Origin of the sequence: Actinoplanes sp. NPDC049265 (assembly GCF_043197135.1) — a bacterium.
Taxonomy (GTDB): domain Bacteria; phylum Actinomycetota; class Actinomycetes; order Mycobacteriales; family Micromonosporaceae; genus Actinoplanes.
This window is the reverse complement of record NZ_JBICSP010000005.1, coordinates 253,856-279,220: the sequence shown is the minus strand read 5'-3', so window position 1 is coordinate 279,220 and position 25,365 is coordinate 253,856. Positions and strand designations below refer to the sequence as shown.

The following is a 25,365-nucleotide window of genomic DNA, read 5'->3' as shown; positions in this document are numbered from 1 at the left end:
CCATCGTGCGCAGACTCAAGGCCCGCATCGTGAGGTTGACCCGGGATGCGGCCGAGGCCGGGATGAACACGGCCGAGTACGCCATGGGCACGATTGCCGCGGTCGCGTTCGCGGGGCTGCTGCTCAAGGTCGTGACCAGCGCGAAGACGCAGGCGGCGCTGGCCGGCATCGTTGACAAGGCGCTGAGTTGAGCCGGCGCCGGTGGCCCGGTGGCGACCGTGGGTCGTTCACGGCTGAGTACGCCGCCGGGCTGCCGGCGCTCCTTCTGCTGCTCTATGTCGGTGTGTCGGTGGTGACCGTGGTGAGCACGAAGATCCAGTGCGTCGACGCCGCCCGCGAGGCCGCCCTGGCCGCCTCTCGCGGCGACTCCCCGGCCGCCGCGATCGCACGTGTGGCCCCACCGGGCGCGACCTACGACGTGGCCGCGGGCACCGACCTCATCACGGTGACCGTGACGGCACACCCCACCCCACTCGGCGACCTGCCATTACCCCTGACCGTGACCGCCGGGGCGACGGCCGCCCGAGAGCCCGCCGCCACCGACCCGATCCCATGATGCGCCGGCCCGACCTCGGCGGATGCGCGACGCCGGGGCGGCGATCGGGCGAGCGCGGGGCGGCGTCGATCCTGCTGCTCGCGATCGGCCTGGTGCTGGTGGCGGCCGGCCTGGCCGGGGCGATGGTCGCCAACGCCCGGGTCGCCCGGCACGAGGCGCGGGCGGCGGCGGACTTCGGCGCGCTGGCCGGCGCCACCCGGGTGGTCGAGGGTGAGGAGTCGGCGTGCGTCGAGGCCGCCCGTCTGGTCGCTGCCAACGGCGCCGCCGTGGAGTCCTGCCGCCAAGACGGCCTGGAGATCGTCGTCCACGTGACGGTGACGTCGCGCCACTTCCCGAAGCCGGCCCGCGCGGCCGCCCGCGCCGGCCCGCTCTCCGCGCCGGGGCAGGAATCCGGTCCACTGTGGTCTGAGCCTGGCGGGCGAGAGGTGATCGAGGCCCCGGCAAGCGGTGAGCAGGGGGCGGGTGTGGGCAAGCTCTAGGCGGGCAGGTGGGAGAGGACCGCGTTCAGGACGGTGACGGCGGCCGGCTTGTCGAGGGGGCTGTTGTTGTTTCCGCACTTGGGGGACTGGATGCACGACGGGCAGCCGGATTCGCAGGTGCAGGCGTTGATCGCGTCGCGGGTGGCGGTCAGCCAGGTCGCCGCCGCGGCGTAGGCGCGCTCCGCGAAACCCGCCCCGCCCGGATGCCCGTCGTAGACGAACACCGTCGGCGCCTCCGTGTCCGGATGGTTGGCCGTCGACAGGCCGCCGATGTCCCAGCGGTCGCAGGTGGCGATCAGCGGGAGCAGCCCGATCGCCGCGTGTTCGGCCGCGTGCAGGGCGCCGGGAATGTCCGCGGGGGCCACGCCGGCCCGGGACAGCTCGCGCGGCGAGATCGTGTACCAGACCGCGACCGTGCGGAGCTCGCGTGGCGGCAGGTCCAGCGGCGTGGTGTCGATGACCTCGCCCGTGCTGATCCGGCGGCGCTGGAACGACACGACCTGGTTGGTGACGTCGACGTCGCCCAGGAACAGGCCGATCGGGCCGGCGTCCACATAGGAGCGGACCGACACCACCGAGACGTCGGTGATGTCGCGCGGATGGGTCGAGTAGGTGGGGTCGGCCGCGTGCACCAGGGCCACCGCGTCGGCCAGGTCCAGTTCGTCGACGACGAAGCTCGCGCCCTGGTGAAGGTGCACCGCCCCGGGATGCAGCATCGCGTGGGCCGAGCCGGCGTCGACGGTGCCGAGCAGCTTGCCGGTGGCCGACTCGACGACCGAGACGGGCGCCCCGCCGGTGCCGCGCAGGTCGACGTCGGGGGTGCCGCGCTGGGTCCAGTAGTAGCCGGTCGGCCGTTTTCGCAGCGCCCCGGACGCGGCCAGCGCGGAGGCCGCCTCGACGGCGCCCTTGCCGAAAAGCGACAGGTCGGAGGAGGTCAGCGGGCCCTCAAAGGCGGCGCAGCAGAGTTGCGGACCCAGCACGTACGGGTTCGACGGGTCCAGCACGGCCGCCTCGACCGGGCGGCCGAACAGGGCGGCGGGGTGATGCACCACGTACATGTCCAGAGGATCGTCCCGCGCGACCAGCACCACCAGAGCGTCACCACCCGCTCGCCCGGCGCGGCCGGCCTGCTGCCACATCGACGCGCGTGTGCCGGGGTAGCCGCACATCACCACCGCGTCCAGGCCGACCAGGTCGACGCCCAGTTCGAGCGCGTTGGTCGAGGCCAGCCCGAGCAGTTCACCGGACAGCAGCGCCTGCTCCAGCGCCCGCCGGTCCTCGCGCAGATAGCCGCCGCGATAGGCGGCGACCCGCCGGCCCAGCCCGGGCAGCATCGAGTCGAGCCGGCCGCGGGCGAACGAGGCGATCAGCTCCGCCGCCTTGCGCGACCGCACGAACGCCAGCGTGCGGGTGTCGTCCCGTACGAACGCGGCGAGCAGATCGGCGGTCTCCGCGAGGGCCGAGGACCGGACCGGCGGCACGTCGTCCGAGAGTGGCGGCTCCCACAGGGCGAAGGTGACCGCCCCGCGGGGTGACGCGTCGTCGACGACCGCGTGCACGTCGAGGCCGGTGAGGCGGGCGGCCGCGTCGGCCGGGTCGCCGGAGGTGGCCGAGGCCAGGACGAAGGTGGGCGAGGCGCCGTATCGGGCCGCGGCCCGCCGCAGCCGGCGCAGCACGTGTGCGACGTGCGAGCCGAACACCCCGCGATAGGCGTGGCACTCGTCGACCACCACGTACGCCAGCCGGCGCAGGAACGCCGCCCACTTGGTGTGTCCGGGCAGCATCGCGTGGTGCAGCATGTCGGGGTTGGTCAGCACGAACCGGCTGTGCTGCCGGATCCACTCGCGTTCGGCTCGCGGTGTGTCACCGTCGTACGCCGCCGGGCGTACCCCGGGAAGGTCCAGGCCCGCGACGGCGCGCAACTGATCGGCCGCCAGCGCCTTGGTCGGCGATAGGTAGAGGGCGGTCGCCCGCTCGTCGGACCTCAGGCGGGACAGCGCCGGCAGTTGGTAGCCGAGCGACTTCCCGGAACCGGTGCCAGTGGCGAGCACCACATGTAGACCGTCGTGGGCCATCGTGGCGGCGTTGGCCTGATGTTCCCACGGTTGCGAGATTCCGATCCGGGTGTACGCCCGGAGCACGTCGCCGTGCACCCAGTCCGGCCAGGCCACCGTGCGTCCGGCCCGGGCCGCCACCTCTTCCACGTGCGTCACGGCTGATCCGCTGAGAAGGTTGTGGGTGACCGGCACGATCGCACTCTCGCATCGGTATGTGACGAACCCCAAACGGGTACCACGAACGTTGCCACGCGTCTAGGGCTTCCCCACGATGGTTAGATTCGCTGGGGAGATCGGCGGAGGAGGAACGATGGAGTTGTCGCTGGCGACCCGCACCGTCGCCGGGCACACGGTGCTGGAGGTCGGCGGCGAGGTCGACGTCTACACCGCCCCACGGCTGCGGGAGCGGTTGGTGGAGCTGGTCGACGGCGGCGAGCGCAAGGTCGTGGTCGATCTCGGCCGGGTCGACTTTCTCGACTCGACGGGGCTGGGCGTGCTGGTCGGCGCGCTGAAACGGCTCCGGGCCGCGGACGGCACGTTCGGCCTGGTCTGCGCCAAGGAGCCGCTGCTCAAGATCTTCCGGATCACCGCGCTGGACCAGGTGTTCCCGATCTTCGGTTCGGTCGAGGCGGCCACCGGGGCCGGCGGTGACGGCGCCGGTCCTCAATGATGGCGACGGTCCGGCTGTCCTTCTCGCCCGCCCCCGTGCATGTCCGCACGGCGCGGCTGGTCGGCGTGGCCGTGGCCCGGCGCGCCGGGGTGGCCGAGGAACTCCTGGACGAGGTCCGGCTGGCCATCGGTGAGGCGTGCACCCGGGCGGTGGCCCTGCACCGGCAGTACGGCCTGCCCGACCTGGTGACCGTCGAGATGTCGGACGCCGACTCGTACGCGGTCCGGGTGATCGACCACGCGCCCATCGACGCCAGCATCGGCCTGACCAAGCTTCCGCCGGACGAGCTGGCCGACGAGTCGCTGACCGACGAGGCGCTCACCACCGGTGTCGGGTTCGCGCTCCTGGCCGGATTCGTCGACGACCTCCAGGTGCGTCCCGTGGACGACGGGACCGGCACCGAGGTCCGGATGGCGTGGCCGGTAAATAGGCGTTAATCACTCTTAAACCCCGGAACGCCGACTAGCACAGCGGCAAAGATCACCACGACACGGCCGGGCCTGGGTGTGACCACAAACACGGCGGACCTATACAGTACGCGGGTTATCAGCTACTGCTCCTGGTCCCGCGGCCGCGGGACCTAGTCGTCGTCACCCCCGCCGGAGCGGGGAGGCACCCGGTGGCCACGTCCGCCGCCGGGGGTTGTGGTTACAGGAGGACATTGGATGTCCCGTAATTTGGAACTCCTCGCCGCGGAGGGCGGCGGGGCGTCCCTGAGCGGTTCGAACGTCACGTACGTCATCATCGCGATCGCGTTCGCGCTGGTGGCGCTGGCCTTCGCCGCGTATTTCGTCAAGGCCGTGCTCAACAATGGCCGCGGTACGCAGAACATGCAGGAGATCGCCGGCGCGGTGCAGGAGGGTGCTACCGCGTACCTCTTCCGCCAGTTCAAGACGCTCGCGATTTTCGTCGTCATCGCCGTGGTGCTGCTGTTCCTGCTCCCGGTGCACGACACCGACAACGAGACCTGGGTCAAGATCGGCCGCTCGCTGTTCTTCATCGTGGGCGCCGTGTTCAGTTCGCTGATCGGTGGCTGGGGCATGGCCCTGGCGACCCGGGCCAACCTGCGGGTGGCCGCGGCGGCCGGTGAGTCCGGCGGCCGCGAGAAGGCGATGTCGATCGCGTTCCGCACCGGTGGCGTGGTCGGGTTCCTCACCGTGGGCCTGGGCCTGTTCGGTGGCGCGCTGGTCGTGCTCATCTTCCGCACCGACGCACCGACCGTGCTCGAGGGCTTCGGCTTCGGCGCCGCCCTGCTGGCCATGTTCATGCGGGTCGGCGGCGGCATCTTCACCAAGGCCGCGGACGTCGGCGCCGACCTGGTCGGCAAGGTGGAGCAGGGCATCCCCGAGGACGACCCGCGCAACGCCGCCACGATCGCCGACAACGTGGGCGACAACGTCGGTGACTGTGCCGGCATGGCCGCGGACCTCTTCGAGTCGTACGCGGTGACGCTGGTCGCGGCCCTGATCCTGGGCCAGGCCGCGTTCGGGCAGGACGGCCTGATCTTCCCGCTGATCGTCTCCACGATCGGTGTGGTCATCGCGACCGTGGGTGTGTTCATCACCCGCCTCCGGGCCTCCGACAAGAACGGTCTGACCGCGATCAACCGGGCGTTCTACATCTCGGCGGTGCTTGCTGCAGTCATCGTCGCGGTGGTCAGTTTCATCTACCTGCCGGCCACGTTCGCCGGCTTCGACAACGCCGCCTCGATCGACCCGGAGGTGGTGGCCAGCGGCGCCAACCCCCGCTTCGTGGCCATCGGCGCGGTCGTCATCGGCATCGTGCTGGCCGCCGCCATCCAGGCGCTGACCGGCTACTTCACCGAGACCGAGCGCCGTCCCGTGCAGGACATCGGCAAGTCGTCGCAGACCGGTGCGGCCACCGTCGTGCTGGCCGGCATCAGCGTCGGCCTGGAGTCGGCGGTCTACTCGGCCCTGCTGATCGGCGCCGCCGTGTACGGCGCGTTCCTGCTCGGCGGCTCGTCGCTGACCCTGTCGCTGTTCGCGGTGGCACTGGCCGGCACCGGCCTGCTGACCACGGTCGGCGTCATCGTCGCGATGGACACCTTCGGCCCGATCTCGGACAACGCGCAGGGCATCGCCGAGATGTCCGGCGACGTCGACGAGAACGGCGCGCGGATCCTCACCGAGCTCGACGCGGTCGGCAACACGACCAAGGCCATCACCAAGGGCATCGCGATCGCGACGGCCGTGCTCGCGGCGACCGCGCTGTTCGGCTCGTACGTGAACACGCTGCGTACCTCGCTGGCCGAGGCCCAGGTCAAGGAGATCGAGACCGAGGTTCTCAACCTGCTGAACATCTCCAACCCGCGCAACCTGGTCGGCCTGCTGGTCGGCGCCGCGGTGGTGTTCCTCTTCTCCGGTCTGGCCATCAACGCCGTGTCCCGTTCCGCGGGTGCGGTCGTGATGGAGGTCCGCCGCCAGTTCCGCGAGTTCCCGGGCATCATGGACCGCACCCAGCGGCCCGAGTACGGCCGCGTGGTCGACATCTGCACCCGGGACGCGCAGCGCGAGCTGCTCACCCCCGGCCTGCTGGCCATCATGGCCCCGATCGCGGTGGGCTTCGGCCTGGGCGCCGGCGCGCTGGCGTCCTACCTGGCCGGTGCGATCGGCGCCGGCACTCTGATGGCCGTCTTCCTGGCCAACTCGGGTGGCGCCTGGGACAACGCCAAGAAGCTGGTCGAGGACGGTAACTTCGGCGGCAAGGGCTCGGAGGCACACGCCGCGACGGTCATCGGCGACACGGTCGGCGACCCGTTCAAGGACACCGCCGGCCCGGCCATCAACCCGCTGCTCAAGGTGATGAACCTGGTCTCGCTGCTGATCGCCCCGGCCGTCGTGGCCTGGAGTATCGGCGAGGACGCGAACACGCCGCTGCGGCTGATCATCGCGATCGTGGCGGCTCTGGTCATCGTCGCGGCGGTGATCAACAGCAAGCGCAAGCCGATCTCGATGGGTGAGGACGCTCCGGCCGCTCCGGCCTCGGAGAAGGTCAACGTCTGACCGGGTCCGGCTAGATGATCAAGAAAGGGCACCCGGCCACGCGCCGGGTGCCCTTCCTCATGTTGATGACGATGAAAAGCCTGTCGGACCCAACACGTACCCTTTTCGCCATGCGCCCGGCCCGACCGTTGCTGATCGTCGTCTCCCTCCTCATCGGTGTGTCGCTCGCGGCCTGCTCGCACACCAGCGGCCCGCGCACCTGGGCGGTGGCCGTGTGCACCGCGCTCGCGCCCTGGCGGGCCGAGATCGGCACGCTCACCGACCGCACCCAGGAGCAGATGACCGCGGAGACCACGCCGGCGCAGGCCAAGGAAAATCTGGTCCGCCTCTTCGCCGGCGCTGAGACGGCCAGTGAGCAGGCGCGGGCCGGGGTCGAGCGGGCCGGCGTCCCCGACGTCGACAACGGCGAGCAGGTCGCCAGCAGCTTCACCGCCTCGCTGACCGGCATGCGCGACGCCTACGCCCGGGCCCGCGGCGGCATCGAGGGGCTCGCCACCAGCCCCCAGAAGGCGTTCTACGACCAGGTCACCGTGGTGGTGCAAAAACTTCAGCAGGAGTACGAGCGGAGCGAGCTCGACACGGGCAAGCTGAGCTCGGTGGAGCTGAAGCAGGCGTTCGACGAAGCACCGGAGTGCCGCTGACCATGGCCGAGACGGGCTGGCCGCTGATACCGCGCGAGCTGCTGCCCGCGCCGGTTCCGGTTGCCTCCCGCGCCCGCCGGGCGCTCGCCCGCGCCACGCCCGGGGGTCGTCAGCTTCCGATCTTCGGTGCCGAGACGACCGAGTCGTCGCCCCTCGACCTGGCCGGCCTGCTCGTCGGCCCGGGCCGGCTGGACAAGATGGGCGGCACCGCCCGGGTGTCGATCCCGGTGAACGAGGCCTGGCGGGTGCACGTGCTGGCGGCCGAGTTGCTCACCCGCGGCCTGGTGGTGCACTGGCGCCCGTTCGACGAGCCCGAGCGTGAGGTACGCGAGCTCGAGGTCCTGGCCACCCCCGAGGAGCCCGACCCGCCGGTCGCGGAGGGTGAAGAGGCCGCGCCGGTTCCGGTGTCGGTGAGTGACGACGTGGTGGTCGACGAGGCCCTCGGGGGGGAGGTGGAGGAAGAAGAAGAGGAGGAGGCCGGGCCGCGGTTCGAGGTGCGGACGGCGTACTCGAGCAGGTTGAACGCCCTGGCCCGCAGCTGGCCGGCGGCCGCCGACGGCCTCTTCCTCAGCGGACCCCGGCTTCGCCTGTGGGTCGCCGCCGCGGGCACGGCCGGGCCGCACGGTTTCACCCTGGAGCTGAACCCGGAGGTACAGCCGGACATGATCGCCGCCGCGCTGGCCCGGACCGGTCTCGACGGCCGTTTGTCGGATCATGGACGGCGCTACCGGATCACCCGCCGGCGACCCCTCGTCAGGCTGGCTGAGCTGGTCGGCGAGCGTCCCGCGTCGGCACCGGCAGAGGTCTGGCCGGGCGGCGCTGGTGCATGATCTTCCTGGATTGTGTGCGACACGACTCCGGTTTCCCGGTGTACGGTGTCGCCGTCGGACGCATGCGGTGGCCGGACCGTTACCATCCGGCTTCCGGTGCCCCCGGGAATGCGGGACCATCCGGCGCGTTAGTTTGAAACGCAGGAATTGGCAAGAAGTGTGGGAGTGCCGTGCCGAGTGACACCAGGACGACCCGTCTGGTCATCGTCGAGTCTCCGTCGAAGGCCAAGACGATCGCCGGTTACCTGGGGCCCGACTATTTCGTCGAGGCCTCCATCGGCCATGTCCGTGACCTGCCGAAAAACGCCGACGAGGTGCCCGCGAAGTACAAGGGCATGCCGTGGGCGCGGCTCGGCGTCGACGTCGACAACGGCTTCCACCCGCTCTATGTGATCTCCGCGGACCGCAAGCAGCAGATCGCCAAGCTGCAGAAACTGGCCAAGGAGGTCGACGAGATCTTCCTCGCGACCGATGAGGACCGCGAGGGCGAGGCCATCGCCTGGCACCTGGTCGAGACCATCAAGCCGACGGTCCCGGTCAAGCGGATGGTCTTCCACGAGATCACCCGGTCGGCCATCCAGGCCGCGGTGGCCAACCCGCGTGACATCGACCGCGACCTGGTCGACGCGCAGGAGGCCCGCCGGATCCTCGACCGTTTGTACGGGTACGAGGTCAGCCCGGTGCTGTGGAAGAAGGTGATGCCCCGCCTGTCCGCCGGGCGCGTCCAGTCGGTGGCCACCCGCATCGTGGTCGAGCGCGAGCGTCAGCGCATGGCGTTCCGGTCGGCCGAGTACTGGGACATCAACGCCCTGCTCTCGGTGCAGGGCCAGGTCAAGGAGGGTCCGCGCCAGTTCACCGCGACGCTGATCGCGCTGGACGGCGACCGGATCGCCACCGGCCGGGACTTCGAGCCCACCACCGGCAAGGTCAAGCCCGGTGCGGGCGTGGTGCATCTGGACGGTGATGGCGCCCGTGGGCTGGCCGCCCGCCTGGAGGACCGCCCGTTCACCGTCACCCGGGTCGAGGAGAAGCCGTACCGGCGCCGCCCCTACCCGCCGTTCATCACCTCGACGCTGCAGCAGGAAGCCGCTCGCAAGCTGCGTTTCTCCTCGTCGCAGACGATGCGTACGGCCCAGGTGCTGTACGAGAACGGCTACATCACCTACATGCGTACCGACTCGGTGAACCTCTCCGAGACGGCGCTCTCCGCGGCCCGCCGGCAGATCGCCGACCTGTACGGCGCCAACAACGTCCCGCCGCAGCCGCGCCGCTACACCTCCAAGGCGAAGAACGCGCAGGAGGCGCACGAGGCGATCCGCCCGGCCGGTGACAACTTCCGCACCCCGGGCGAGGTGGCCAAGGAGCTGACCTCCGACCAGTTCAAGCTGTACGAGCTGATCTGGCGCCGGACGGTGGCGTCGCAGATGACCGACGCGATCGGCAACTCGATCTCGGTGCGGATCCGGGCCATCTCGACCGCCAACGAAGAGGTCGACTTCGGCGCCACCGGCAAGACGATCACCGACCCGGGCTTCCTGCGGGCCTACGTCGAGTCGTCGGACGACGAGACCGCCGAGGCCGAGGACGCCGAGCGCCGGCTGCCCAACCTGGTCAAGGACCAGCCGCTGACGCCCGAGGAGCTGAACGCGCTCGGCCACCACACCTCGCCGCCCGCCCGTTACACCGAGGCGTCGCTGGTCAAGGCGCTGGAGGAGCTGGGCATCGGCCGCCCGTCGACGTACGAGTCGATCATGCGGACGATCCAGGACCGCGGGTACGTGGTGAAGAAGGGCCAGGCGCTGATCCCGTCGTTCCTGGCCTTCGCCGTGGTCAAGCTGCTCGAGGGCCACTACCCCCGGCTGGTCGACTACAACTTCACCGCGGCCATGGAGACCCAGCTCGACGACATCGCCGGCGGCGACCACCCGGCGGTGGACTTCCTGACCGCCTTCTACTTCGGTTCCGACATCGGCACGGACGACTCGATCGCCAAGGCCGGCGGCCTGAAGAAGATGGTGACCGAGAACCTCAGCGACATCGACGCCCGCCTGGTCAACTCGATCCCGCTGTTCGACGACGACCAGGGCCGGCATGTGGTCGTCCGGGTCGGCCGGTACGGCCCCTACCTGCAGCGGCAGATGCCGGGGCAGGAAGAGGAGCTGGCCGAGAACCGCGCGTCGATTCCCGAGGGCGTCGCTCCCGACGAGCTGACCCCGGAAAAGGTCGACGAGCTGTTCCTCGGCGGCGGGGGCGAGCGGAGCCTGGGCGACGACCCGGCGACCGGTGAGGCGGTCCAGCTCAAGTCCGGGCGTTACGGGCCGTACGTGCAGTCCGGTGACCGTACGTCGTCGCTGTTCAAGACCCAGTCGCCCGACGACCTCACCCTGGAACAGGCGCTGAAACTGCTCCAGCTGCCCCGCATCCTGGGCAAGGACGCCGAGGGCAAGGAGATCTCGGCGGCCAACGGCCGGTTCGGTCCCTACGTGAAGCGGGACACCGACTACCGCTCGCTGGAGAACGAGGACCAGCTGTTCACTGTCACTCTGGACGAGGCGCTGGCCCTGCTGGCCCAGCCCAAGGCTCGCCAGCGCCGGGCCGCCGCTCCGCCGCTGCGTGAGATGGGCAACGACCCCGCCACCGAGAAGCCATTGGTGATCAAGGAGGGCCGCTTCGGTCCGTACGTGACCGACGGCGAGACCAACGCGTCGTTGCGCCGCGGTCAGACCCCGGAGGAACTGACCATCGAGCAGGCCTCCGAGATGCTGGCCGAGAAGCGGGCGAAGGGCCCGGCGCCGCGCAAGAAGGCGGCGGCCAAGAAGGCCGAGCCGGCGAAGAAGGCGGCCAAGAAGACGGCGGCCAAGAAGGCCACCCCGGCCAAGAAGGCGACGCCGGCGAAGAAGGCGGTTGCGAAGAAGGCCGTCCCCAAGAAGGCGACGGCCACCAAGACCGAGGGCTAAGCCCCGAGCACCCGGTCCAGGTATTCGTTCGCGAACACCCGGGCCGGGTCGAGCCGGTCGCGTACGGCCAGGAAGTCGTCGAACCTCGGGTACGCCGTCCGTAGCGACGCCGCCTCCCGGTAGTGCAGCTTTCCCCAGTGCGGACGCCCGCCCAGCGGCTCGCACACCGCCTCCACGGCCCGGAAGTACGGCTCGTACGGGCTCCCGCTGTACTGGTGGACCGCGATGTAGGCGGACTCCCGCCCGTACCCGTGGGAGAGCCAGATGTCGTCCGGCCCGGTGAACCGCACCTCGACCGGGAACTGCACCCGGAACGGCAGGTTCTCGATGATCCGGGGGAGCGCGGCCAGCACCTCGGGCATGGCGGCCCTCGGCACCTCGTACTCCATCTCGGTGAACCGCACCTTGCGCGGCGTGCAGAACACCTCGTCGGAGCGGGCCGTGTAGGTGCGCGCGGTCAGTGCCCGGGCCGAGATCGCCTGGATCGTGGGCACCACGGCCGGTACCCGGCGGCCGAGCCGGCAGACCGCCCCGAGCAGGGTGTTGCTCAGGAACTCGTCGTCCATCCAGCCCCGGAACCGGGACAGCGGCTGGTCGGCCACCGGCACGATGGTGTTGCGCTTGAGCTGGGCGCGGTCGGTGTACGGGTACCAGTAGAACTCGACGTGCTCATCGGCGGCGATCCACTCGTCCAGTCCGGCCAGCACGTCGGTCAGGGCCATCGGGCATTCGTCGGCCCGCAGCGTGAACGCGTCCACGCATCGCAGGGTGACGTCGACGAGGATGCCCAGCGCGCCGATGCCGAGCTGGACCGCGGGGAAGTCGTCGTCCGATTTGTCGAAATGTCGCACGTCACCTGTTCCGGTGACAATGGTCACCGATTCGACGCAGGACGCGAGCGTCGAGTGATTGCGGCCGGTGCCGTGCGTACCCGTCGAAATCGCGCCGGCGACGGTCTGCCGGTCGATGTCGCCCAGGTTGGGCAGGGCGAGCCCGTTGGCGGCCAGGTACGCGTTCAGCGCGTACATCGGCATACCGGCCTGAACGGTGACCAGATGCCCGTCCACGGACACCGGCGACGACAGGCCGGGAAGGAGTACGCGCAGGTCATCGGCCACCGCGATGGCCGTGAAGGAGTGTCCGCTTCCAACCACCTTGGTCCGCCGCCCGGTGTCTGCGGCCTCCTTGACGAGCGCGGCCACCTCCTCGACACTGCCGGGCGTACGCACCTCGCGGGCCACCGCCTGCTGGTTGCCGCCCCAGTTCCGCCATCTCGTGGAGCGCGGGGGAGCGGTGATGTCACTGGTCGTCACGGCAATGTCCCTCCACCGAGCGGACAGTCGCACAAATCTGGTGATGCCATGTCGCGTCGGCGTCCCGTCGATGCTGCTCGCTCGTTGATCCGAGTAACGTTCCGATTATCACTGCTGAGAGGGAGTGGCGACGCGTGTCGACACCAACCGTCACCACCGGGCCGCTGCGGCGGGTCCCGGTGCAGGGCAGAAGCGTTGCCCGGGTCCAGCGCATGCTGGACGCCTGCGCCGAGCTCGTCGATGAGGTCGGCTATGAAGGCCTGACCACCACGCTGCTGGCCGAGCGCGCCGAAGTCGCTATCGGGTCCGTCTACCAGTTCTTCCCGGACAAGCGGGCCATCGTCCAGGCGCTGGCCATGCGCAACATGGACGCCTACCTGCAGGCCCTCTCGGCGCGGTTCGCCAACGAGACGTTCGCGCACTGGTGGGACGGGGTGGACGCGGCTATCGACTCGTTCATCACCATGCACCGCACCGTGCCCGGCTTCCGCACGCTGCACTTCGGCGACGTCGTCGACCTGCACCTGCTGGACGCCGAGCGGGACAACAACGCGGTCATCGCCGAGCGCCTGGCCGGCCTGCTGGTCGAGCAGTTCCAGATCCAGGACCGCGGCCAGCTCCGGTTCGCGTTGCAGATCGCCGTCGAGGCGGCCGACGCCCTGATCAAGATGGCGTTCCGGCGCGAGCTGACCGGCGACGAGTCGGTGATAAGAGAGGCGAAGGCGCTGATCCGGGAATACCTGCACCGCCACGTCTCGGAGTGAGCGAGGGCCTGGCCTACCCGAGGAACGCATGGCCCTCACCCCGGTACGTCGGCGTGGGGGTCGCGCTCTCGCCGTCGACCAGCTGCACCTCGTTCACGTGTTCGCACAGCTCACCGGCCTTGGCGTGGCGGAACCAGACCCGGTCACCCAGCCGCAGCCCGGACGCCGCCGCACCGAGTAGCGGGGTCTGCACCTCGCCGGCCCACTCGTCACCCCGGAACTTCAGACCCTCCGGGAGGTACGGGGTGGGCTGGCGGGACGGCTCCGGCGGCCCGGACGCGATCCAGCCGCCGCCCAGCACCGTCGCGATGCGCGGGGCCGGGCGGCGGACCACGGACAGGGCGAAGAGCGCGGCCGGGGTCGGCTGCCAGTTCGTGTACTGGTCGAACAGGGTCGGACCGTAGAGGCCCGAGCCGGCGGCGATCTCGGTCACCGACGGGTCGGCGGCGGTCTCGGCCATGCTGCCGGTGCCGCCGCCGTTGACGAAGTCCAGGTCGGCGTGCTCGCGGACGGCGGACACGGCGGCCTGGCGGCGTTCGATCAGCTCGGGCAGGGCGAGGCGCTGCATCACCTTGATCATGCCGCCGCGGATGGCCCGGCCGGTGGGTGCGTCGCCCACGCCGGCGATGTGCGCCTCGTACGACATCATCCCGGCCAGGCGGAAGCCCGGGCGGGACGTGATGCGCCGGGCCAGCGCGCCCGCCTGAACGGCCGAATGCACGGGCGAGCGGCGTACCCCCACGTGAATTTGGGTCGCGGGACGCCATGAGGCGTCGAGCTCTATGCAGACGCGCAGCTCGGCCCGCCGGCTCGCGGGCGCGACCTGGTCGATCAGGTCCAGATGGGCCGGGCTGTCGATCATCAGGGTGATCGCGGCGGCCAGCTCGTCGTCCTTCCCCAGCTCGGCGAGGGCCGAGCGATCGGCCGACGGGTACGCGACCAGCACGTCATCGCTGACGCCGGCCCGGACCAGCCAGATCGCCTCGGGCAGCGTGTATGCCATCACCCCGCGCCAGCCCGGCCGGGCCAGCACCCGCTCCAGCAGCGCCCGGACCCGGACCGACTTGCTGGCGACCCGGATCGGCTTGCCCCGGGACCGGGAGGCGAGCGCGGCCGCGTTGGCGTCGAAGGCGGCCAGGTCGACCACGGCGATCGGGGTCTCCAGGTGCGCGGTGGCACGATCCAGGCGTTCGCGCAGGTTGCGGCGTGGGGCGGTCACTTGGGGAACATAACGCCTCCACGCCCAATGCGAAACAGGTTCATCTATGCGCCACCCGTTAGTGCATGTCAACCGGCCGGATACAGTGCTCAGCGGTAATTGACCACGGGAGGTACGGCCATCGACACCGACTCGCGTTCCGACGCCGCGGCGCCGGTCGACCTCTCCGGGGTGGCGGCCCTGCGCTCGGTGCTGCGAATACGCCCGTTCCGCCGGCTCTGGCTGGTGCTCAGCGTCGCGTCGTTCGGCGACTGGCTCGGCCTGCTGGCCACCGCCCTCTTCGCGTCCCAGCAGGTCACCGGCAGTGTCGCCCAGGGTGGCGCGTTCAGCGGCACGATCGCCATCCGGCTCGTACCGGCCCTGATCCTCGGCCCGATCGCCGGCGTGATGGCCGACCGGTTCGACCGCCGCTACACCATGGTCATCTGCGACATCATCCGCTTCTTCGTGTACGGGTCGATCCCCGCGGTCGCCCTGATCAGCGACAACGGCGGCCTGATAGTGACCTGGGCGGTCGTCGCCACCTTCATCGGCGAGACCGTCACGCTGATGTGGATTCCCGCCAAGGAGGCGGCGGTACCCAACCTGATCCCGCGCAGCCGGCTCGAAGTGTCGAACCAGCTGACCCTGATCACCACGTACGGCATCACCCCGATCTTCGCCGCCCTGAGCCTGGCCGCCCTCGACCGCCTGGTCCGTGGCCCGTTCCCCAACATGCCGGCCTGGGCCGAACCGTCCCAACTGGGCCTCTGGGTCAACGCCGGCTCCCGGCTGGCCACCGCGCTGGTCGTCTACTTCGGCATCCGCGAGATCAGCCTCGGCATCCGCGAACGTAAACAGAAGGCCGCCGAGCAGAGCATGCTCCGGCAGTTCCTCGACGGCTGGAAGTACATCGGCACCACCCCCCTCGTTCGTGGCCTGGTGCTCGGCATCTTCGGCGCATTCGCGGGCGCCGGTATCGTGATCGGCACCGCCCGGTTCTTCACCGCCTCGCTCGGCGCCGGCGACGCCGCGTTCTCCCTGCTCTTCGCCACCCTGTTCATCGGCCTGGCGATCGGCATCGGCCTCGGCCCGATGGTGGTCAAGGAACTGTCCCGGCGCCGCTGGTTCGGCCTGAGCATCGTGCTGGCCAGCGGTTCAGTGATGTTCCTGGCGGTCGCCATCCACCTGTCCATGGCGCTGGTCGGCGCGATCTTCGTCGGCGCCGGAGCCGGCATGGCCTTCCTGTCCGGCCTCACGCTGCTCGGCGGCCAGGTCGGCGACGACGTGCGCGGCCGGGTCGTGGCGGTGGTCCAGATCGGCACCCGGATGGTGCTGCTGCTGGCCATCGCCCTGTCCGGCGTACTGGTCGGCCTGGGCGGCTCCCGCATCATCAACGTCGGCCCGGTCGACATTTCGATCTCCGCGACCCGGATCCTGCTGCTGGCCGCGGGTGTCTTCGGCGTGTGGAGCGGGATCAGCGCGTTCCGGCAGATGGACGACAAGAAGGGCGTACCCGTCCTCGCCGACCTGTGGGGTTCGATCCGCGGCCGCCCGCTGTCGCCGCCCGACGAGTTCACCCGGCACGGCGTCTTCGTGGTCTTCGAGGGCGGCGAGGGCGCCGGCAAGTCGACCCAGGTCACCCGCCTCGCCTCGGCCCTGCACGCCCAGGGCCGCGACGTGGTGGTCACCCGCGAGCCCGGCGCGACCGACGTGGGCGCCCGTATCCGCGGGCTACTGCTGGACAAGGGGGACGCGCCCGCCCCCCGCGCGGAGGCCCTGCTCTACGCGGCCGACCGCGCCCACCACGTGGCCACCGTCGTCCGCCCGGCCTTGACGCGGGGCGCGGTGGTGATCAGCGACCGGTACGTCGACTCGTCCCTCGCCTACCAGGGCGCCGGCCGTACCCTGCCGGTCTCGGAGATCAGCTGGCTGTCGTCCTGGGCGACCGGCGGCCTCAAGCCCGACCTGGTCGTGTTGCTGGACGTGGACCCGCAGGTCGGGCTGGCCCGGGTGGACTCGCGCGGGCAGGGCGCGGACAGGTTGGAGAGCGAGTCCCGAGCCTTCCACGACCGGGTGCGGTACGCGTTCCTCGACCTGGCCGCCGCCGACCCGAAGCGTTACCTGGTCCTGGACGCGTCCTCCGCACCGGACGAGATCGCCGAGTCGGTCACCCACCGCCTCGACGCCCTGCTGCCCGCTCCCTCTACCCCGCCCGCCGCTCCTCCGCCGGCTCCCTCACCTGCCCCCAGCCCGCCTTCCACGACCCCCTCTTCCCCGGCCTCGCCTTCCCCGGCCTCGCCTTCCCCTGCCTCGCCTTCCCCTGCCTCGCCTTCGACCACTTCGCCTTCGACCACTTCGCCTTCGACCACTTCGCCTTCGACCACTTCGCCTTCGACCACTTCGCCTTCGGCCGCTTCGCCTTCGGCCGCGACTGCTTCTTCCGCGCCGGCTTCTTCCGCTTCGGAGGTCGCTCAGCCGGAAAGTCCTTCCGAAGTGGTGGAGGACCTGGCCGATACACCGGGCACGAGCAAGAATGGCCGCCGTGAGTGAGGTTTGGGGCGACCTGGTCGGTCAGGACGAGGCAGTCGAGGTGCTGCGTCGCGCCGCCGATTCGGCCGCCCGCATCGTCGCCGGCACGCTCACCGGCCCGAGCGCGATGACCCATGCCTGGATCTTCACCGGCCCGCCCGGTTCGGGTCGTTCGGTCGCGGCCCGCGCCTTCGCCGCGGCCCTGCAGTGCGAGCGCGACGGGTCCGGCTGCGGCGAGTGCCACGGATGCCACACGGCTCTAGGGGGTACGCACGCAGACGTGCGTTTCGTCGTGCCCGAGGGCCTGTCCATCGGCGTCAACGAGATGCGCGCCCTGGTCCTGCGGGCGAGCAGCGCCCCCTCGAACGGTCGCTGGCAGGCCGTCGTGGTCGAGGACGCCGATCGCCTCACCGAGCAGGCCGGAAACGCCCTGCTCAAGGCCATTGAAGAACCGCCTCCGCGAACTGTGTTCCTGCTCTGCACCCCGTCCACCCACCCCGACGACATCTCGGTCACCATCCGTTCCCGCTGCCGCGTGGTCGCCCTGCGCCAGCCCCCCGCCGCCGCCGTGGCCGAGGTCCTGACCCGCCGCGACGGCGTGCGGTCAGATGTGGCCGCCTGGGCCGCGGCCGCCGCGCAGGGTCACGTCGGCCGTGCGAAACGCCTGGCCGCCGACGCTGACGCCCGCAAACGCCGAGAGGCCGTGCTGGCCGTCCCGCGCCGCCTGACCGGCATCGGCGCCTGCTTCGACGCGGCGTCGGCCCTGATCGAGGCGGCTGAGGCCGAGGCCGCCGCCGCGGTGTCCGACACCGACGCTTCCGAGAAGGCGGCCTTGGAACAGGCCTTGGGCGCCGGCGGCACCGGCCGAGGCGCGGCCGGCGCTATGCGCGGCGCCGCCGGCCAGATCAAAGACCTGGAGAAACGCCAGCGTTCCCGGGCCACCCGCTCCCAGCGCGACGCCCTCGACCGCGCCTTGGTCGACCTGGCCGGCTTCTACCGCGACGTGCTGATCACCACGTTGAAGGCCCCCGTCGCCGTCGTCCACACCGACACGTCCGCCCAGTCCGCGGCGGCCGCCGAAAAGTGGACCCCCGAAAGCACCCTCCGCCGCCTCGAAGCCGTCCTGGCATGCCGCGAGGCCATCGACCTCAACGTAAAGCCCAAAATCGCCGTAGAGGCAATGATGGTCCACCTCTGGCGCGGCTGACCCACTCATCCCTTCACCCGGCGCAGCTGCCGTTCCCACCTCTTCGCCGTCCACGTGGCGACCCCGCGCCATCAATGCGATGCCCGCGCCTGACCTCCCGCCCAGCGTTATCTTCGTTGCGCCGCGTCGCGTCCTTATGGCGCGCCTCTTCTTCCCTGCGCCGCGTCTCGCCCGCGCGCCGTCTTCCTGTGGCGCTCGCCCGTGCCGCGTCCTTAATGGCGTGCCTCTTCTTCCTTGCGCTGTGTCTGGCCCGCGCGCCGTCTTCCTTGCGCGGTGTCTGGCCCGCGCGCCGTCTTCCTTGCGCTGTGTCTGGCCCGCGCCGTCTTCCTTGCGCTGTGTCTGGCCCGCGCGCCGTCTTCCTTTGCGCCGTGTCTCGCCCGCGCGCCGTCTTTCCTGCCGCGCGCGCCTCACCTCCGCGCCGCTGTATTCGCTTCGCGTTGATCCTTCGTGCGCCGCACGCCTGTCATCGGTTGCGCCGCTAGGACCACCGGACCTCGGCCAGGGGTTCGGCGGCGGCCATCAGGTCGGCCGCGTCCTCGTAGACGGCGGCGACCGCATCGAGAACCCTGGCCGCGACCTGGGCCGCCGCCTCCGCCTCGCTTGTATCCGCCGGATCAACCGCGCTGCTATGTGCCTGCGCGGCCAGCGGCAGTGCCTCGACCGAAGTCAAAACCTCAGCCAGCGCCACCGCCAGCTCAGCCCGAGCCCGCGCCATCCACGCCGCCAGTTCGTCGGCCAGCGCCGCGGTCGCGGAGAGCCGTCCATCCAGACTCTCCTCGCCACCGCTCAGGTGCCGGACCATACGCCGACGCGACGTCTCATAGGCGTCCGCCGCCGCACCCGACCAGATCCCCGGCGCCGGCAGTGTCTCCGCCAGGCCGGCACAGTCTCGCGCATCGAGGCGCAACTCCGGCCCCGCGTCGGCCAGATCATACGGCCGTAGCGCCGCCACCGCCTGCACGGCATCCCACGGCAGCAGCCGCACCCGCCGCAACGACGGCCACACCGCATGGTCGGCCGGCGCCCCCGCCGCAGCCAACACATCGCCGGCCCGCTTGAGCAACGGCGCCGCCGTCTCCAGCACCACATCGAGCCGATCAGTCATCACGGCCCCAGCCCACGGCACCCCGCAAGCCCCGCTTCGGGAGGCGGTTCACGGTGTCGCGCCTTGTCGAGGGTGCCGCATCACGTCGCGCCGCGTGCATGGCTTCGGGAGGCGGTTCACGGCGTCGCTCCTCGTCGCGGGTCGGGCATCATGGCGCGGCTCGTCTGAACTGGTGGGCGGCGGAGTCGTCGGTGTCGGTGTAGTCGTGCTGGGTTGTGCGTACCGAATCGGCCAGGTCGGTCAATCGCGCAGCCGCATCGGCCGCCTCGCGGGCTCGCGCCGCGAGCACCGCGGCCCAGTGCGCGTGCAAGCTGCGGCCGACTCGGCCCGGCACGCCACCGGCATCCGCACCGAAGGCCGCCGCCGACGTCTCCAGCGCGGGCAGCTCGCGTTCCATCGTGGACAGTGTGCGCGCGGCCGCCGTCAAGCCGGTGGGGATCGCTTCCGTACTCACGGTTCCCCCAGCGAACGGAACGCGCCGAACACCTCGTCGTGCAGCTTTTCCCGCGCCCAGCGGGCCGCCTCGGTCGCGTTGGTCACCACCGCCTGCACCTCCCTTGCCAGGTCTGCGGCTTGGCGATGCTGCAGACTGCCCCGTATCCGCACGTCGGTGATCTCTCCGGCTGCCGTCACCAGGATCTCCACCGAATCGTCCGGGCTGTGCACCGAGACGACATGCGCGGCGACGGCTTTCTCGTACTCCGCGCGTAGCGTGTCGATGCGGCGGTAGCGCTCGATGGCCTCGTCGATCCACGCTTCGTCGATCTCGCGGGGCATGCACACTCCTCACCGGGCGTACCGCCGTGCTTGCGTTCGGTGAACGGTACCGAACAAGGCGATCCGAAGCGAGATCCCCTGTGGACAAAGCGCGCCCTGTGGATAAGTCCTCCTCAGGATTGCGTGAAGCTACAGTGCGGAGAAGTCGCGGCGTGCCCAGGGAGAAGTCGCGGCGTGCCCAGGGAGAAGTCGCGGCGTGCCCAGGGAGAAGTCGCGGCGTGCCCAGGGAGAAGTCGCGGGGTGCCCAGGGAGGAGCGCGGCTTGCGTTGGGGTCAGCGCAGCTTGTTCGGGGGAAGCGCGGCCTGTTCGGGGGGCAGTGCGGCTTGCTTTGGGGAAAGCGCGGCAGCGCCGCATACGGATACCGGTTTCCGTATGCGGCGCCGCCGCCACCTGCACCCCCCGCAGGTCTGAGGTCCACTCAACGCGCCGGCGCCGGGTTTGTCGCCAGGCGCGCGGTGGTTAGGGCTGGACGGTCGACCGAGGACGGCACCATCGGTCAACCGCCCGTGCCCCCAAGCCGATCCAGCTCGCACCGCCCGGCCGATTCCATCGACGGCCATGACAGTGCTAGTGGAAAATCTTCGGCCCCGGACCGATCTAACCGGACGAATGCCGGTACGAACGCCAGCCTACGGCAAATTCCCAGGATGTGAGAGTCAGGCCTCGAACCGGCGCCGACGCCGTCCGAGCACGAACGCGACCACGCCGGAGGCCAGCAGCGCGCCGCCGATGACCAGGATCGCGCCGACGCCCGGACCGGTGACCGGCAGCCCGCCGCCACGGCCGCCGTGCTCCGCGCCGGACACCGCCCCGCCGACCGGTTCGGGGGCGACCGACGCCGACTCGAGTGCGCCGATCTCCATGTCGAGTGCCACATCGGCGTTGCGCCCGTACCCGTCATGGGTTGTGCCGCCCTGCGCGATGCCGACGCTGATCGCCGAAGCCTTCGCCGCGATCGCGCGTCCCTGACTGGCCTGGCGCACCCGGCCGAGGCTGATCTTCACGCTGGTGCCGGAGCTCGGTGCCGGCGCGGACTCCGGCTGAGCCGCGCCGTCGGGTAGCCGCGGCAGGCCCGGGATCGCCGGCACCGGCAGATCACCGAGCGTCTTGCCGCCCATCTCCGGCAGTCTCAACGACTCCGTCTGCCGTTCACTGAACGTCATCTCGATGCTGTCACCGGCCGCATCCAGCTTCGTGGTCTTGATGCCGTCGCCGGAGACCCGGATCGCCGCCGGGACATACGTGACGTCACCCCCCTCCACGGTGGACATGCTCGTCGTGAGGGTCGGCGACCGCAGCACCTCGATCTGCACCGCTCCGTCGAGCAGCTCGAACGACCGCGCACTCATCTTCGCGGCGGCCACCGCGCGGGCACCCTGGGCGGTCCGCTCCAGCGCCGTCGTGCTCACGCTTCGCACTTCCTCGGGTACGGCCACCAGCGCCGCCCGGCCGATCCCGCTCACCTGTGCGGCGCCGAGCGTGGCGGCCGCCCGGGTAATGTCGCCGTACGCTTCCCCGCACGCCATCGCGTCCTGCCACCGTGCGTTGGCGACCAGCGACCCTTCGTCCAACAGAACGGGCCCCGCCTCAGCCGCCGGCGTGTCCCGCTCGCTCGCCTTACCGTTCGGCGGCGCCTGCCGCACCAACGGCGTACTGGCCCGTGACGTCTCCGCGCTGTTGATCATCCGGGTGACGGCCGCGGCATTCGGCCGAGCCACCCCGACCATCGCCGACCTCGCCTCGCCCACATGCACCCCGCTGACACTGACCTCGCGGCGCTCCCTTGTGGACAACTCACCGTTCTTGTCGCTCCGACCCGCTACGTTCGACCCACCCAGTGCCGGGGTGGGGGAGGCGGCGGCCCCCGCGGCCCCGGCCAAGATCGATTGGCCCGCTCCGCCGCCCTGACCGCCCGCCGCGCCACCTGCTCCGGCAACCTCATCCCCGGCGCCGAGCTTCGGCCCTCTGCTCGCCTTGGCAACAGGCGCCGGCTTGGTGACCGAGTTAGTAGCGCCGCGCGACTCAACGGCCGAACCCGCCCCTCGCACGCTGCCCGGCGCCGAGCCCGTCCGATCACGCGCGGCACCCTCGCTCGGCGTGTGATCACGACTGGACGGTCGTTCACCACCGGCCTTCCGGAGCGTCAGCTTGGTGACCTCCAGCAACTCGGCGCCGGACTGGGCCCCATAGCGTTCCGGCTGCGCGCAACCGGGATCCGCCGCGAGGGCCGGCGCCGGCACGGCGATGATCCCGGAAACCCCGAGCGCGGCGAGACTGGCGACGAACGGCTTGGCGGGCGTCATGAACGATGTCCTCCCCGAAGCGGAACAAAACAGCGCGAAATACGGCGGCGAAACGAGCGCCGCAAAGAGAAGCGATGCGATGCGGCACGAAGCAACGAAACGAAGCGAGGCAACGCGTTACGACCCGAGACGAGACGAAGCGACACGAAGATCGCCGCGAGCGAGCCGCATCTACAGGACTCCCCAACGAGGGGCGATCACCGGAGTTGCGTCGGATCAATGCCGCAACCCCCGCGGGTATCCCAAACGTGGACATTTCGCCCGACCCCGAGGTACGACGTAGAGTCAGCGCCATGGGCATGCTGTGCGCGGTCAGCTTCAACCGGTACGGCCGCCTCTACTACCTCGATCCGGGTGAGTTGACGCCCGTCGTCGGCGACCGTGTGCTCGTGCCCACGGACGACGGCCCCGAGGTGGCGGAGTGCGTCTGGGCCGCACAGTGGGTCAGCGAGGACACCAGCGGCTTCCCCAAGCTGGCCGGCCTGGCCGACGACCGTGACCTGCGCCGCGACGAGACGCTACGGAAGCGTAAGGCCGAGGCCAAGGTCGCCGCCAAGAAGCTGATCAAGGCGCATGAGCTGCCGATGAAGGTGGTCGCGGTTGATCATGTGCTGGAGCAGAACGGCAACGGCGGCGCGCGTACGACGATCTACTTCACCGCGCCGCACCGGGTCGACTTCCGGTCCCTGGTCCGCGACCTCGGCGCCACCCTGCGCTGCCGGGTCGAACTGCGTCAGCTGTCGGCCCGTGACTCCGCCCGGGTCCAGGGCGGCATCGGGTCGTGTGGCCGCGACCTGTGCTGCGCGACCTTCCTCACCGACTTCGAGCCGGTCACCATCCGCATGGCCAAGGACCAGGACCTGCCGCTCAACCCGCTGCGCATCTCCGGGGCGTGCGGGCGCCTGATGTGCTGCCTCAAGTATGAGCACCCGCTCTACCAGAAGTTCCAGGCGTCGGCGCCGGCCGTCGGCACCCGCGTGACCACCCCGGAGGGCGACGGCCGGGTCGTCGCGCACAGCGTCCCGCGCGATGCGGTGGTGGTGCGCATGGACGCTGACGGTTCCCGCTGCTCATGCTCCCGCGCATCGGTGTGCGGCCCCCGCCAGGCTCACGACGAGCAGTACGGCGCCAGCTAACGGCACGCGCCACGATGAGGGCGACTATTGCCGGTGCGGCGCCGCCTGGGGTCCGGCGACGCGGATCGGTTCCTCGATGAGGCGTACGGACAACGGCCCGTCCGGCCGGATCCACGAGGCGTCGGGCGCGCCGTCGGGGTCGGCGACCCACTTCCGGCAGATCTTGTCGATGCCGAGCGGGTACACGGTCAGCGTGCCGTCGGGGGCGATGTGCATGCGCAGGAAACTCTTCGCGTCCTCGATGCCCTGCCCCGCGTACAACTCATTGACATTGACCTTGAAACGGCTGGCCACCAGCAGGTAGAGCGCGCACAGCTGGGTCGCCGCGAAGCCGATCACGGGCAGGTAGACGACGGCGGCGACGACCAGCGGGCCGGGCCACGTCCAGTCGCGGAACGGCAGGTGCTGCCACAGCCAGGTGCCGCCGGCGGCCAGCGCGATCTGGAGTCCACCGTGGATGATGCCGAGGATCCAGTGGGCCGCATGGTTGGGCGCGCCGGCCTTCGGCGGCTGGGCGAATGCGATGGTGCCGGCCAGGATCACCACACACATGAGTACGAGCGGGATGCTGAACAGCCGCTGGATCGGCCCGCCGTTGCTGCTGGCCGCGCCGGACATGGCCAGCATCGTCAGCGTCTGCAGGATGCCGAGCATGGTGGCGAAGCCGGGGTTGCGCATGGTGATCCGGCGGAACACGCCCCAGCCCATCCGCCGGGACGTGTCGAAAGACGGGAACGTCGAGGTCAGCGAGTATTTCCGGCTGCGGCTGGCGCTGCGCGTGACGGTCTCCTCGGGCGGGACCGTGAGCTCGGCCGGCAGGGTGTGGGTGCCCAGCAGGTACGCTCCGCCGCCACCGCAGGTGATCAGCTCGCGATCCTCGCCGGTGAACCGGGCGTAATGGTGCAGGTCGCCGGAGACGAGCAGCCGGACGTGCGCCTCGGTCGGTCCGAGGATGGTCCGGATGAAGTAGTCGACCGCGTCGTAGGCCTCGGGCTTGGTCGCCGCCTTGACCCAGGTCGGCGAGGGCGTCATCAGGATCACCCGATCGTCCGGACCCAGACCGGCCGCCGCCTTTTCGAAATACAACAGCTGAGGATCATCGATGTACGCGCCGAACTGCTCGTCGATCGCGAACAGCCACCAGTTCGACGGCAGCTTCACCGCGAAGTACGAGCGACGCTGAGCCGTCCGCCACCCGCCGATGTGGCCGTCCTTGCGCCGCGCGAAGAGCCGGATGAACGCGGTCAGCCCGTCGTACCAGTCGTGGTTGCCGGGCAGCGCGAACAACGTGGGCGGCCGCTCGGCCGGCGCCTCGGGCAACGCCGCGCGGTACGGGCCTTTCATCCGGTTGTCGTAACCGTCCCCGCTGGCCAGCGGGTAGACCTGGTCGCCGCCCATCAGCAGCACCTGGCCGCGGGGCAGCACCTGCCCGCCGGCCTCGAGCCGGGGCTGGGCCAGCAGGTAGGCCACCGAGTAGGTGGCCGGAAACCCGTCGCCCAGGTCGGCCACGTAGTCGAGCCAGATCTCGCCGTTGGTGCCCGGCTGCTCGAAGACGTCACCGGACAGCGCGTTCTGCAGCTCGCGCTTGTCCAGATAGGCGCCGAAGAGGATCGCCAGGAGCGTCCGGATGCCGGTGCTGAGCAGCAGCAACGGCGCCAGCCAGCCGACCGGCCGGGCCGGCGTGAAGCCGATCTCCTGTGGGTCGAGGCTGCGCGGCCGACGGCGCTGAGGACGCTCGGCCTCGGCCGGCCGCGGCCGGGACGTCGGCGGCTCGGCCTCGGGGGTGTGGTGATCGCTCATCACCGATGGACTTTAGA

The 25,365-nt window shown here is 70.7% G+C and carries 21 protein-coding genes; 13 read left to right on the top strand and 8 right to left on the bottom strand.

The genetic code is table 11. From position 1 onward, the window contains the following. Positions 1–5: 5 nt before the first annotated feature. From ACGFIO_RS15885 to ACGFIO_RS15875, 3 genes are read left to right on the top strand one after another with little or no spacing between them, the layout of a single operon-like run. A complete protein-coding gene (locus ACGFIO_RS15885) occupies positions 6–191 on the top strand; it encodes a DUF4244 domain-containing protein (RefSeq protein WP_392826821.1) in 186 nt (61 codons plus the stop codon). After that, on the top strand, positions 188–556 hold the full coding sequence (locus ACGFIO_RS15880) for a TadE family type IV pilus minor pilin (RefSeq protein ID WP_392826819.1): 369 nt from the start codon (positions 188–190) through the stop codon (positions 554–556). Before ACGFIO_RS15885 ends, ACGFIO_RS15880 begins: the two co-directional genes overlap by 4 nt. Beyond that, positions 553–1,035 (top strand): Rv3654c family TadE-like protein, encoded by a 483-nt coding sequence (locus tag ACGFIO_RS15875; RefSeq protein WP_392826818.1) that lies wholly within the window; start codon positions 553–555, stop codon positions 1,033–1,035. Before ACGFIO_RS15880 ends, ACGFIO_RS15875 begins: the two co-directional genes overlap by 4 nt. Here ACGFIO_RS15875 and ACGFIO_RS15870 read toward each other — a convergent pair. Continuing rightward, entirely contained in the window at positions 1,032–3,287 is a 2,256-nt protein-coding gene (locus ACGFIO_RS15870; RefSeq protein ID WP_392827084.1) for a DEAD/DEAH box helicase, read from the bottom strand. The genes ACGFIO_RS15875 and ACGFIO_RS15870 overlap by 4 nt on opposite strands. Before the next feature lie 115 nt (positions 3,288–3,402). Between ACGFIO_RS15870 and ACGFIO_RS15865 the strand changes: the two genes are divergently transcribed. The 6 genes from ACGFIO_RS15865 (at position 3,403) to topA (ending at position 11,213) form a co-directional block, all read left to right on the top strand. After that, positions 3,403–3,762, top strand: coding sequence for an STAS domain-containing protein (locus tag ACGFIO_RS15865; protein ID WP_392826817.1), 360 nt, complete (start codon positions 3,403–3,405; stop codon positions 3,760–3,762). Continuing rightward, entirely contained in the window at positions 3,759–4,199 is a 441-nt protein-coding gene (locus tag ACGFIO_RS15860) for an ATP-binding protein (RefSeq protein ID WP_392826816.1), read from the top strand. Before ACGFIO_RS15865 ends, ACGFIO_RS15860 begins: the two co-directional genes overlap by 4 nt. A gap of 228 nt (positions 4,200–4,427) precedes the next feature. After that, positions 4,428–6,785 (top strand): sodium-translocating pyrophosphatase, encoded by a 2,358-nt coding sequence (locus tag ACGFIO_RS15855; protein ID WP_392826815.1) that lies wholly within the window; start codon positions 4,428–4,430, stop codon positions 6,783–6,785. Between the two features lie 110 nt (positions 6,786–6,895). Then, positions 6,896–7,426, top strand: a complete 531-nt coding sequence (locus ACGFIO_RS15850) for a hypothetical protein (RefSeq protein WP_392826814.1) — start codon at positions 6,896–6,898, stop codon at positions 7,424–7,426. Then, a complete protein-coding gene (locus ACGFIO_RS15845) occupies positions 7,417–8,256 on the top strand; it encodes a hypothetical protein (RefSeq protein WP_392826813.1) in 840 nt (279 codons plus the stop codon). The genes ACGFIO_RS15850 and ACGFIO_RS15845 overlap by 10 nt, the downstream gene beginning before the upstream one ends. Before the next feature lie 170 nt (positions 8,257–8,426). Further along, positions 8,427–11,213, top strand: coding sequence for a type I DNA topoisomerase (gene topA, locus ACGFIO_RS15840; RefSeq protein WP_392826812.1), 2,787 nt, complete (start codon positions 8,427–8,429; stop codon positions 11,211–11,213). Here the strand turns inward: topA and ACGFIO_RS15835 are convergent. Beyond that, entirely contained in the window at positions 11,210–12,532 is a 1,323-nt protein-coding gene (locus ACGFIO_RS15835; protein ID WP_392827083.1) for a D-arabinono-1,4-lactone oxidase, read from the bottom strand. The genes topA and ACGFIO_RS15835 overlap by 4 nt on opposite strands. Before the next feature lie 128 nt (positions 12,533–12,660). On the opposite strand from ACGFIO_RS15835, the gene ACGFIO_RS15830 reads away from it, so the two are divergent. Beyond that, positions 12,661–13,290: a TetR family transcriptional regulator gene (locus ACGFIO_RS15830; protein ID WP_392826811.1), complete on the top strand. Its 630-nt coding sequence runs from the start codon at positions 12,661–12,663 to the stop codon at positions 13,288–13,290. A gap of 13 nt (positions 13,291–13,303) precedes the next feature. Here ACGFIO_RS15830 and ACGFIO_RS15825 read toward each other — a convergent pair whose 3' ends face one another. Continuing rightward, positions 13,304–14,509 carry an amino acid deaminase/aldolase gene (locus ACGFIO_RS15825; protein WP_392826809.1) on the bottom strand — a complete coding sequence of 402 codons (1,206 nt, stop codon included), beginning with the start codon at positions 14,507–14,509 and terminating at the stop codon, positions 13,304–13,306. Positions 14,510–14,734: 225 nt separating this feature from the next. Here ACGFIO_RS15825 and tmk point away from each other — a divergent pair, with 225 nt between their 5' ends. Together tmk and ACGFIO_RS15815 are read left to right on the top strand one after the other, a co-directional pair. After that, complete coding sequence (gene tmk / locus ACGFIO_RS15820) at positions 14,735–17,041, top strand: dTMP kinase (RefSeq protein ID WP_392827082.1); 2,307 nt, start codon at positions 14,735–14,737, stop codon at positions 17,039–17,041. After that, positions 17,034–18,227 carry a DNA polymerase III subunit delta' gene (locus ACGFIO_RS15815; RefSeq protein ID WP_392826807.1) on the top strand — a complete coding sequence of 398 codons (1,194 nt, stop codon included), beginning with the start codon at positions 17,034–17,036 and terminating at the stop codon, positions 18,225–18,227. The genes tmk and ACGFIO_RS15815 overlap by 8 nt, the downstream gene beginning before the upstream one ends. A gap of 478 nt (positions 18,228–18,705) precedes the next feature. Here ACGFIO_RS15815 and ACGFIO_RS15810 read toward each other — a convergent pair whose 3' ends face one another. The 4 genes from ACGFIO_RS15810 to ACGFIO_RS15795 form a co-directional block, all read right to left on the bottom strand. Beyond that, on the bottom strand, positions 18,706–19,332 hold the full coding sequence (locus ACGFIO_RS15810; RefSeq protein ID WP_392826805.1) for a hypothetical protein: 627 nt from the start codon (positions 19,330–19,332) through the stop codon (positions 18,706–18,708). 148 nt (positions 19,333–19,480) lie between these two features. Beyond that, complete coding sequence (locus ACGFIO_RS15805) at positions 19,481–19,729, bottom strand: type VII secretion target (protein WP_392826803.1); 249 nt, start codon at positions 19,727–19,729, stop codon at positions 19,481–19,483. Positions 19,730–19,782: 53 nt separating this feature from the next. Then, positions 19,783–20,109, bottom strand: a complete 327-nt coding sequence (locus ACGFIO_RS15800) for a YbaB/EbfC family nucleoid-associated protein (protein ID WP_364322488.1) — start codon at positions 20,107–20,109, stop codon at positions 19,783–19,785. A 656-nt stretch (positions 20,110–20,765) separates the two neighbouring features. Further along, entirely contained in the window at positions 20,766–22,412 is a 1,647-nt protein-coding gene (locus ACGFIO_RS15795; protein WP_392826801.1) for a hypothetical protein, read from the bottom strand. Between the two features lie 293 nt (positions 22,413–22,705). Here ACGFIO_RS15795 and ACGFIO_RS15790 point away from each other — a divergent pair, with 293 nt between their 5' ends. Further along, on the top strand, positions 22,706–23,548 hold the full coding sequence (locus ACGFIO_RS15790) for a stage 0 sporulation family protein (protein ID WP_392826799.1): 843 nt from the start codon (positions 22,706–22,708) through the stop codon (positions 23,546–23,548). Between the two features lie 24 nt (positions 23,549–23,572). Here ACGFIO_RS15790 and ACGFIO_RS15785 read toward each other — a convergent pair whose 3' ends face one another. Beyond that, the gene (locus ACGFIO_RS15785) at positions 23,573–25,348 is read right to left on the bottom strand and encodes a metallophosphoesterase (protein ID WP_392827081.1); all 1,776 of its coding nucleotides are present in this window, start codon (positions 25,346–25,348) and stop codon (positions 23,573–23,575) included. Between the last annotated feature and the right edge of the window lie 17 nt (positions 25,349–25,365).